The sequence below is a fragment of the Carboxylicivirga sp. genome, assembly GCF_982718395.1.
Window position 1 is genome coordinate 53,519 of sequence record NZ_CEXQWX010000013.1, and the last position, 11,139, is coordinate 64,657.

The window sequence follows — 11,139 nt, forward strand, 5'->3', positions numbered from 1 at the left end:
AGTTTAGATCGAGCTCTGCTTCTTGGATACAAGAGGAATTGTAATTGTGAATTTAGAACCCTCTCCTTCTGTGGATTCAACACTTATTTGACCATTCATTAGTTCAATATATTTTTTGCAAATAGGCAACCCTAAGCCTGTGCCACTATGAAAGCTATGCTTATTTTCAACTTGTAAAAAGCGTCCGAATATTTTATCCTGATACTCAATCGGAATACCAATGCCGTTATCTTTAACCGATACAGAAACATGGCTCTGGCTTCTTGAGGCTGTTACCGTTATTGTTCCATTTTGAGTGAACTTAATGGCGTTGTTAATCAAGTTGGTAAGTATTTGTTTCACTTTCGCCTCATCGGCTTCAATAATAAAGTCATTAGTATCAGGAACTAAAGTGACAAGTATTGAATGCTGACGATTGGCTGCCGGAGTAAAAAACACTTCGAGTTCTTTTACAATTTTGTGAAGATTGAACTTTTGGTAATTTATCTTGACTTGGCCTGTTTCAATGCGTGATATCTCAAGAACATCGTTGATGATGTTTAGTAACTGGTTGCCACTACTAATAATAACATCCAGGTAATTACTATGTATACAATTATTTAGAAATTCATATTTAAGTAGTTCAGCAAATCCGATAATGCCGTTCATAGGTGTTCTGATCTCATGACTCATATTGGCCAAAAAAGCTGACTTTAAACGATCACTTTCTTCAGCTTTCTCTTTGGCAAATCTCAATTCTTCATTTTTTTGCTTTAGGTTTTCTTCTGCTTTTTTTCGTTCTCGTAAGTCTCTTATTATCGCCAAATAATAATCGCTGTGTGGACGTTTCGAGTTCATTTCAATGGGAATCAATGTTCCATCCTTCCCTAATAAATCCCTTTCAATAAGAACCGATTGCCCTTTATCTAAAAGGTCAAAACGAAGTGGTTTGTTTTTAATTGTATCTTGAGAAAAGAGTATCTTGATATGTTTATTAAGTAAGTCGTTACGACGATACCCTGTCATACTTAAAAAGGTTCGGTTAACTTCAATGATTTCTCCTTTAAGATTTCCCAAGAGTATACCATCACCTGCATTCTCGACTACCTCTCGATATTTTTCTTCACTTTCAACTAGTGCTTGTTGTGCTTTTTTGTATTCTGTAATATCTCTTATTGAAGTTATTCTCACATTTTCACCTCTGTAAATGTAATTTTTTCCTTGAATTTCGGCTATAAACGTGCTCCCATCTTTTCTGCGAGCAATAGCTTCGTATCGACCTTCATATTCTTCACTGATATTTTTCTTAACCAATTCTTTTGACTCATCGTCAAAAACTGAGGTAGCTAATATACCAATAGCTTCTTCTCTTTTAAAACCAAATAGTTCGCATCCACTTTTGTTGGCTTCAATGCATACTCCATTTTTTGAAATAAATATACCTTCATTAGTGGCCTCTGATAAGGCGCGGAAACGCTCTTCACTATCTCTGATTTCCTGATTATAGCTTTTGGAAGCATTCCTGACAAGAATATCTTCTAACTCTTTTACCCGATTAAGTAGTTCTTCATACGAAGCAGCTTTTTTCATAACTAACTAACCTGTTGGTTATGGTATTCAATGTAGTGAAAATGGCAATAAAATGCCAAGTTACTGATTTGTAGACAATTGACGAGAATTACTTACGTTAAAAGAAAATCAATTTCATCACTAAGAGTGTTGAGTTGCTCTTTAGTTGGAATCCAATGTCCTTTTTCAATTAGATATTTCTTTAATAATAAGAAGTAAGTAAAAGGGAATTCGTCTTTCTGCCACTTTTGTTCGTAGTTGAGAAGACCTTCTTTTTTAATGAATATATCAAGTCTGTGAATAATCGCGTAATATAAATCAAGCATTCCAATTGTTGTTTCTAAAACCACCTGACCAGAAGATTCATCAAAAAAATCTTTGTATCGAATGATTTTAAGTAATGCTGTATGTCCGTCATCAGTAGATAAAACCCATTTTAAACTACCAGATTCCTCGTACCAATCTACCCAACTTATATTGTCCTCACCCCAAATGTGTGACGGTTCAAATATCAGGTTAATCATCCCCTTTAATAGATCATGTAAAGGGTTGCTATTGTTGGACAAGTGAAAATCAACCTTTTGATCATTTGCACAAATGCAGCCTTCAACTTCCCCAACCGCAACTAAATCGTATGCAAAATAAAATGGAGGGTTCATTGTTGAGTTATTATCAAAAGAGATATTCTTGCTCTTTGTAGTGTCGAGATTCACGATTAGTGTTAGGTTCTTAACTGATTAATATTAAGCAATATCAGCTTAAATATATGAAAGAACTTTAGAAGTTGATACAATTAGACGTTTTTTTTGACTTATTGCACCTTATTTAAGGTCGTTGAGACTATATCCCTGACGTATGAGAGATTCCGGTTTCATTAAATTTTCAAGCTTCTCGTTATCAATCAGCTTAAGCTTTTTGTTTGCATCAAAAATATTAAAACCTTCTTGTTTCATATATTGAGCTATTTTACTCGCATTATGATAACCAATATATGGAGTTAAGGCTGTTGTAACCGATGGATTATTATAAACCGGATTTGTTTTGCAATTATCAGTCTTGATAATAAGATGTTTAATAAGATTTTGCCTGATGGATTTATTACACGCAATCAATAGTTTCAGAGAATCCAGTAAGGCATGTCCAATGGAAGGCAGATAGGCATTTAGCTCAAGGCATCCCAGCCCACTTAGTGCTGTTATTTGTTGATCGTTGGCATATATTTTTTGAATGGCACTTATTACAAATTCCGGAATGACAGGGTTTACTTTACCTGGCATTATTGAACTTCCAACCTGTCGCTGTGGAATGGTAATTTCCTTGTTATTGAAAAGGTCTGAACTTAATAATCTTAAGTCATTAACCATTTTTTCAAGGTTAACAGCATGCGCTTTTAAAGTTGCGCTAACTTCGACAAATCGATCAAGATTCGAGGTGGCATCAGATAAATTCTCACTACGCGTAATAGGAAGGCCGGTTAGATGTTGCAGTTCAGTTACAACCTGCATAATAAAAAAGCGAGGGATGCTAATACCGGTACCAATAGCTCCACCGCCCATATTCACTTCTTTGATTCGCTCAAAGCATTTTGAAACTCGCCACCAATCACGCGAAAGCGCATTATTGTATGTGCTGAAAAGTTTATCATAGGTACTTGGTACTGCAGCCTGCATCTGCGTATAACCTTGCCTTAATACATTTCGAAATTTACTTTCTTGCCTTTCAACTTCCTGACGTAAATTGTTGATGCCAGCTTCCAGATCATTTAATAATTGCATGGCAGCCACCGTCAGCGCTGTGGGAATGACATCATTGGTGGATTGAAATATATTGGCTTGTTCAAAAGGATCAATTACATGATAGTTACCAGGTGAATGATTGAGGTGTTTTAACGCCGCGTTGGATATTATCTCATTGACATTCATGTTTATTGATGTACCTGCACCTCCCTGAACGGCTGGTACTAGAAAATGATCAAAATAATCTCCTGAACTAACCTCTTGTGCACTTTTGATTAAGGCATCGATTACCTTATCATCCATAAATGAGATGGGGAGAGAATTGATATCAAATTTGGTATCAGCTGCCTCCTTAAATTTAAGATAGGTTTGATAGCAAGCTAGTTTAACAACACCAACTGCCATATACCATTCTTTAAAGAAAGGGGTTTTATCAGGGAAGTTTTCAACAGCCCGAAGAGAATGAATGCCATATAAAGCATCATTCGGTATGCTAACTTCGCCTAAGAAATCTGATTCAATTCTCATAACGATTAATTCATTGGGCGAGCATAGGCTTGCACATCATCTTTTGTAATTGTGTCTTGTCCAAGAATTATCAAGCGCTCAATAACATTACGGAATTCGCGAATATTACCAGTCCAGTTTATATCCTTCAATTCATCAATCGCATCGTCATTGAAAGTTTTTTGAGGCATCCCGAGTTCATCACAAATGATATCTTTGAAATGATCTGTTAACAAAGGAATATCATCTTTGCGATCATTTAAAGCCGGAACATGTATCAAAATTACGCTTAAACGATGGTATAAATCTTCACGAAAGTTACTATTAGCTATTTCATCTTTCAGGTTCTTATTGGTTGCCGCCAGCACTCTTACATCAACTTTAATGTCTTTATCACTACCAACACGGCTAACGATGTTTTCTTGCAGAGCTCTCAAAACTTTTGCCTGTGCTGGCAGACTCATATCGCCAATTTCATCCAGAAAGATGGTGCCACCATTAGCCTGTTCAAATTTACCTTTTCGCTGTTTGTGAGCTGAAGTAAAGGCTCCTTTTTCGTGGCCAAATAATTCACTTTCGATTAACTCGGAAGGGATGGCTGCGCAGTTTACCTCAATAAATGGCTGACCCACTCGATTGCTTTTTTCATGTAACCAACGGGCAACCAGTTCTTTCCCTGTGCCGTTTTCACCTGTAATCAGTACGCGGGCATCAGTTGGTGCAACCTTGTCAATCATGTTTTTTACACGTGCAATTGGTTCTGATTCGCCAATCATATCGTAAGTCTTGCTGACTTTACGCTTTAATACTTTTGTTTCTGTAACCAGATCTTTCTTTTCAATTGCATTGCGAATGGTAACAAGCATTCGATTCAGATCTAGTGGTTTCTCAATGAAATCGTATGCACCTTTTTTTATGGCATCAACTGCAGTATCAATATTTCCATGGCCTGATATCATAATAACAGGAGCGTCAGGATTCAACTCATGTAATTTATCCAATACTTCCATACCATCCATATTTGGCATTTTAATATCGCATAATACTACATCGTATTTATTGGCTTTAAATTGTTCCAACCCTTGTTCTCCATCTTCAGCTAAATTTACTGTATGATTTTCGTATTCAAGTATATCCTTCAGGGTGTTTCTGATACTGCGTTGATCGTCAATAACTAATATTTTTGCCATACTATTTGAGTTACAGTTGCTTATTTATAATTTGAAAAATGGTGCCTTCTTTGAGGGCGAATGCACATTGCCATATTTCTCTAATGTTGAATTCTTTAACGATGAAGTTAATAAAAATACTTGCCAATACAATCATCTCAACACGGTGCAAATCCATTCGCTTCATCCCCTTGCGCTCTTCACTGGTTGACCTCAGGAACCGTTCATGCATCTCTTTTGCGTAATCAAGTGGAATCTGATAAGTCATTACTTTTTTCATATCAAGATGCGGGTGATGCTCGGCTGCGATCATGTTGGCAATGGTATCAAACGAACCGGAAGAGCCAATAAGTACATTGGTTGGGTACTTGGCAAGTGCATCATATAGTAATTTCAACTCAGACCGGATGTAGTTTTCTGCTTCCTTAATTTCATTTTCTGTAATGGGATCAGATGGTTGAAACCGATCCAATAAGCGGGCAATACCTAAGTCAAAACTATGTTTCCAAAGAACACCATCTTTGTTGGCAATGATAAACTCGTTGGAGCCTCCACCAATATCAAGTATCATAGCCCTCTCATTGTTAATTGGAAATACTTGTTTGATCCCATCGAATATTAGTTCAGCTTCCTTTTGTCCGTCAATTACATTGATCTCTAACCCGAGTTCATTTTTTACACGATCAACAAACTCCTGACCGTTTGTTGCACTACGGATAGCTGCTGTTGCCATGCAAGTTACCTTATCAACATTGTAAGGTTCCATGGTTTTAAGGTGGGTTTTTAATGCATTGAGACCTCTGTTCATAGCTTCAGGAAGTATTCTTTTATCATTGATACCTCCTTTGCCCAGCTTTGCCGGATATTTATTTTCCAGCAATATCTTGTAGCTACTTTCACTTGTCTGTTCTGCAATTAGCAGGTTAAAGGTGTTTGTTCCCAGATCTATAATGGCTATTCTCATTCTTCAATTTTAATGGGCTAAAGTACACAAAATCGATTGTACAACTAAAACGAGGCTGTATCAAATTTATGAAACAGCCTCGTTTTAGTTTTGTTGCCGGGATCAGATTATTTCCCCGAATATCTGAACCATTTCCATAGTTCCTTATAAGATACCTTTTTACCGTACATTAAAATACCAGTTCTGTATACCCGACCTGCAAACCATGTGGTGAAAATAAATGTACTAATAAGTATTGTCATTGACAATGCGATTTGCCATACTGGTGGTTGAAAAGGAATTCGAGCCATCATCACTACAGGTGAAGTAAATGGGATCATTGAGAACCAAAATGCCAAATCACCGGTTGGATTTCTGAAGGCAGCCATTGCCACATATATGGATAAAATAAGTGGCATCATTACAGGCATAACAAATTGCTGACTGTCAGCTTCATTATCCAGAGCAGCGCCTAAAGCAGCAAAAAGGCTGGCATATAACAAATAGCCACCTAAGAAGTATAGGACAAAAAGTATCAGGCTGCTAATTAAGTCGAGAGAAAGAAGTTTATCAACTATATTATTAAAACCTTTTGCAAACTCAGACATTTCACCATTATCAATCTGAGATGAACCCATAGCTTCAACCAACTCAACACTACTATCGTTAACTGTAGATGCATCACCGGTAAAAATGGCTAGCAGAACTCCAACAATTGAGACTGTAAGAATCACCCAAAGCAAGAATTGTGTTAATGCTACTAATGCAATGCCAATGATTTTTCCCATCATTAGCTGAAAAGGTTTAACTGATGATACGATCACTTCAACAATGCGACTTACCTTCTCTTCCATAACACCGCGCATTACCTGCATACCATATACTAATACGAACATATATATCATCATAGCAAAAACAATTGCTGCAATCATAATCAGTTCTGTTGAGCTTTCTTTCTCAGAACCATCTTCACCCAATTTGATGGTTTTAACATTCACTCTTACTGCGTTGATGTCTTTTATAATAGCATCGAGCCCATCGATTTTGTAACTGGCTAGTTTTTCATCTTCCAGATGATTTTCCAGACTTCGAGAGATGTGTTCTTTCACATCGATGGTAATTTGCTTATCGGAGTATATTTTAACAGCATCCGGGTGTTTAAGCAAGTCATCTTCAATTACCAAATAGGCGATATACCCTTTGTCCTGATATTCATCAGAAATATTTTCAGCTTCCTTTTTATTTAACCAACTGAATTTTAAATACTCAGTGCTTTTGATTTGGTTAACGTACTTATCCGTTTGATCAACAATTGCAATACTCTTTTCATCGGTATCCTCCATTGAGGCAAACCATCCGGGTAACACCATCATGGCAGCAAATAATATTGGGCCAATAATGGTCATGATAATAAAGCTTTTCTTTTTTACACGTGTTGTATACTCACGTTGTATGATTAACGATATTTTATTCATGAGACTTTATTTATAGGTTTTGGAAAGGTTACTTTGTTCAACGACTTTAATAAAGATGTCATTCATGGTTGGTAATACTTCATGTAATCCATGAATTTGAATATCATTAAGAATAGAGCTAACCAATTGATTAATGGTTGCTTCATTGAGCATTTTGATATAAGCAGAAGAGTGTCCATTTACTTGTTCGATACTTTCAACCGAGAAATGATCAGTTAACTTTTCTTTGAGTAAAGTATTGTCACCCGTAAAATCAAGTTTAATAATATTGTCCTTATAACTTTGCCTTATTTCATCAATTTGCCCGTTTAAAATGGTTTTTGATTTATTTATCAGGGTGATGTGATCGCAAAGTTCTTCAACAGATCCCATGTTGTGCGTCGAGAATAAAATGCTAGCACCATTCTCTTTCAGCTTAAGGATTTCCTGTTTAAGCAGGTTGGCATTAATAGGGTCAAATCCACTAAATGGTTCGTCAAAAATGAGAAGTTTTGGTTCATGTAAAACAGTTACTACAAACTGTATTTTTTGCTGCATTCCTTTGGATAACTCTTCTACTTTTTTGTCCCACCAAGGTTGAATTTCGAACTTTTCAAACCAGAACTTTAATTTTTTAAGAGCATCCGCCCGGCTCATACCTTTCATGCGAGCCAGGTAAAGTGACTGTTCGCCGACTTTCATTTTTTTGTACAAGCCTCTTTCTTCCGGTAAATAGCCAATTCGATGCACATCATCTGGTCGCAGAGTGCGGCCGTTAAATATAATTTCGCCTGAATCGGGACCGGTGATCTGGTTAATAATACGAATCAGGGTTGTTTTACCTGCTCCATTAGGACCCAAAAGTCCATAAATAGTGTTTTCTGGAACTTGTAGATTGACATCGTTAAGGGCAAGATGGTTAGCGTATTTTTTAACCACTTGCTTAGCTTCAAGAAACATCATAGGTTAGTAGTTGTAGTTTATTTTGCTGTGAAGATAAGACTTTTAACCTGAGTTCGAATAAAATTTTAAAACTCAGATTGAAATAAAGAGCTGATATACAAGAAATAATTTTAGAGTAATAGTAAACTATTGCGATAAAATTTGACGCAGTAGATCAGTTTTTTATTCAAAGCTTGATAGTTTCCACTTACAAACTGCAATTAAACTCTAAGCTCACTATTTGTAAGTGTTCTGAGTTCAAAATTTTACGTCGAACTCAGGTTATTACCTATGCAACAAAACACCATATAATAAGAACCTAGAACCAGTTGGCTCCCAATTGTTCTCTAAAAGGCCACGGAATAGAAACAATCACCAATATTAGCGCAACAAGATTAAGCCAGAACAGTCGTTTGTGAGTCATGTAATTGCTGTAAGCTTTGCATTTAGCTGCAATGTGAATTACAATTAATGTGGCAATTAGCATCAATAAAGGGTGTTCAAGCGTGAAAAATCGTAATAACGTACTCTTTAACATCTCAGTGCTGAAAAGTACCTTAGGGCTAATTGTGAATAGGCCAAGGCCGATCATAAATTGTGCAAGAAACAATGCAGCATTTGTTTTCACCATAACATGATGACTGCCTGCATATTTATTTTTTTTCGTCCAGCCTACCAGGCTTTGAACAATCACTATTAACAAGGTTAGCAGAACAATATATCTAAGACCGCTATGGGCATGAATTAATCCGTTGTACATGATTCAATTTTCTTAAAGAAACATGTTTATGTGAGAAATGTTCTACCGGATGCACGATAGCTCAAATAGGCAAAAAGATTAAGGACACTGTTTAAATTATCTCACTCTCGACTGATAAGCCAATATGACGTAATGCGCTTTACAAATGACTGAGTATCTTCCGTAAATAGTTTACCCAGCAGTGGCCATATTTCACGGTGCAAATGATCACGTTCACTGTTGAACGAATCAATCAGGTTATTGCGATCGTTTTCTGAGATGACAGAATCAGGCAACTGACTAATAAGAATAATTGTTTCTGATATGTTATGATCGTCACCAAGCAAGTCTGATGCTCGTTTTAAAGAAGTTGAGTAAGTCTTGAAAAAGTCAGGCCATACTTCTTGAATTAATATCATTTGATTGAGTAGATATTTTACTCTCTTGCGGAGTAAATGCAATTGATTGTCATCTAACTTTAGCTGGGCATCAGAAATTTTTTTAAGACATTGGGCATATGCATTTGAAACACCTTGACGAATAGTGTGAGGCCCCAGATAATCAAACGGATATTTACTAATCTCATTAATAGAGACCTGCATTTGCTCTCTAATTGATTCTAAAGTTTGACTATCAATGATTCGTTTTAATTCTGCTTCCTTTTGTATGTTGAGGTGGTTTACAAGACTTATGAATTTATCTTCTGGTATTTTTAATTCTTTAGCTTCAAAGTTATCTGCCAGATAGGTAATAATAACATGATAATCGCGTAATTGTGACAATTGACGGGCCAGGTCTCTGAAATGCATATTTTCTGCCTGATAGAGTTCTTCCCCGATATCCCATCTCACTAACCGTAAAATTGCCCTGATGCGCTTGATTGCTTTGCGTATTTCATGAACAGAGGTATCAATATCGTCAGGTATAGCAGTTAAATGCTCTATATATTCGAACTGTTCTTTTAAAACTCTGGTTACTCCCTCTTTCAACTCTTCTTGATTATCAATGGCATATCGGTACATAAGCATCAGATTTTATACTTCAAACTACGTATTAAAATTTTGAATATCAAGCTGATTTTTATTGACGTTATTTTTTTATAAATTATCGGGCAAATCTTTAATCTAAAATGAATCAGTTGGTAAAATACTTATTGATCATGTCTTTTGTAATGTCCATAATAGAATCACATGGACAGCAAATTGATAAGAAAATTTATCCTTCTATCTTTACTGAAGATAAACTTCTTAAGATGAGCCTGTATTTTGATATTAGTACGCATATCAAAAAGAAGAGTGAAGAGTATTGTCAAGGTAAGGTGGTTATCTATTTTTCAGAAAACGATTCAGTTACTCATAAGGTACGCTGCCGGGCAAGGGGTAATTTCCGAAAAGACAATTGCACGTTTCCACCTGTTATGCTCAATTTTAAACCAGACACTTTATTTACAGAAGAGGGCTATTTAACTAAAGTTAAGATGGTTACGCACTGTATGAATTCAAAGGTTTATAAGGAGTATATGTTGGAAGAATACCTGATTTATAAATTATGGGAATTAGTAAGCCCTTATGCTTTAAGAACGCGCTTGTTGGATATTCAGTATTTTGATATTGGAGAGAAGGATAAACATACGAAAGCCAAAGGCTTTTTTATTGAGCCGATGTATATGATGGCCGAAAGAACAAAAACCATTGAAATTGAAGGAGAGTACTTTAAGGATGCAGAAATTAATGCGTTGGATGCAGATCGTGTGGCGTTCTTTAATTATATGATTGCTAATACCGATTGGCGAATCAAGAGCGGGCATAATATAAAGTTTATCAAGCGGTTTGGTCATCGTCGTGAAGAAGTGACTGCCATTCCATACGATTTTGATCATGCAGGTTTTGTTAATGCATCCTATGCGATTCCGGCTGAGTGGTCAAGAGCTGAGCGTGTTAGTGAGCGTGACTATGTGGGCAGGTGTCGCGATTATGATGATAATTATTATACACTGATCGAAGAATTTTTAGCAGTTGAAGATGAGGTATATGAAACCATCCTCAACTTTGAATACCTGGATAAGAAATCAAGAAAGAACTTATACAAATTCGTATCAATT

Annotated in this window: 10 protein-coding genes; 1 reads left to right on the forward strand and 9 read right to left on the reverse strand. The window is 36.2% G+C overall.

Annotation, left to right across the window (positions count from 1 at the left end):
* Positions 1-3: 3 nt before the first annotated feature.
* The 9 genes from AC4MRQ_RS04610 to AC4MRQ_RS04650 all read right to left on the reverse strand — a co-directional run bounded on the left by AC4MRQ_RS04610 (position 4) and on the right by AC4MRQ_RS04650 (position 10,060).
* Entirely contained in the window at positions 4-1,569 is a 1,566-nt protein-coding gene (locus tag AC4MRQ_RS04610) for a PAS domain S-box protein (RefSeq protein WP_491196477.1), read from the reverse strand.
* Positions 1,570-1,661: 92 nt separating this feature from the next.
* Positions 1,662-2,207: a hypothetical protein gene (locus AC4MRQ_RS04615; protein ID WP_491196478.1), complete on the reverse strand. Its 546-nt coding sequence runs from the start codon at positions 2,205-2,207 to the stop codon at positions 1,662-1,664.
* Positions 2,208-2,369: 162 nt separating this feature from the next.
* Positions 2,370-3,812, reverse strand: coding sequence for a lyase family protein (locus AC4MRQ_RS04620; RefSeq protein ID WP_491196479.1), 1,443 nt, complete (start codon positions 3,810-3,812; stop codon positions 2,370-2,372).
* Positions 3,813-3,817: 5 nt separating this feature from the next.
* On the reverse strand, positions 3,818-4,981 hold the full coding sequence (locus AC4MRQ_RS04625; protein WP_491196480.1) for a sigma-54-dependent transcriptional regulator: 1,164 nt from the start codon (positions 4,979-4,981) through the stop codon (positions 3,818-3,820).
* Positions 4,982-4,991: 10 nt separating this feature from the next.
* Entirely contained in the window at positions 4,992-5,924 is a 933-nt protein-coding gene (locus AC4MRQ_RS04630) for a Ppx/GppA phosphatase family protein (RefSeq protein WP_491196481.1), read from the reverse strand.
* Between the two features lie 107 nt (positions 5,925-6,031).
* Positions 6,032-7,378, reverse strand: a complete 1,347-nt coding sequence (locus AC4MRQ_RS04635) for an ABC transporter permease (protein WP_491196482.1) — start codon at positions 7,376-7,378, stop codon at positions 6,032-6,034.
* Between the two features lie 6 nt (positions 7,379-7,384).
* Positions 7,385-8,320 (reverse strand): ABC transporter ATP-binding protein, encoded by a 936-nt coding sequence (locus AC4MRQ_RS04640; RefSeq protein ID WP_491196483.1) that lies wholly within the window; start codon positions 8,318-8,320, stop codon positions 7,385-7,387.
* Positions 8,321-8,618: 298 nt separating this feature from the next.
* Positions 8,619-9,059: a hypothetical protein gene (locus AC4MRQ_RS04645; protein WP_491196484.1), complete on the reverse strand. Its 441-nt coding sequence runs from the start codon at positions 9,057-9,059 to the stop codon at positions 8,619-8,621.
* Between the two features lie 101 nt (positions 9,060-9,160).
* Positions 9,161-10,060 carry a CHAD domain-containing protein gene (locus AC4MRQ_RS04650; RefSeq protein WP_491196485.1) on the reverse strand — a complete coding sequence of 300 codons (900 nt, stop codon included), beginning with the start codon at positions 10,058-10,060 and terminating at the stop codon, positions 9,161-9,163.
* 107 nt (positions 10,061-10,167) lie between these two features.
* Here AC4MRQ_RS04650 and AC4MRQ_RS04655 point away from each other — a divergent pair.
* The coding region (locus tag AC4MRQ_RS04655; RefSeq protein ID WP_491196486.1) for a hypothetical protein at positions 10,168-11,139 on the forward strand (972 nt) is incomplete at its 3' end.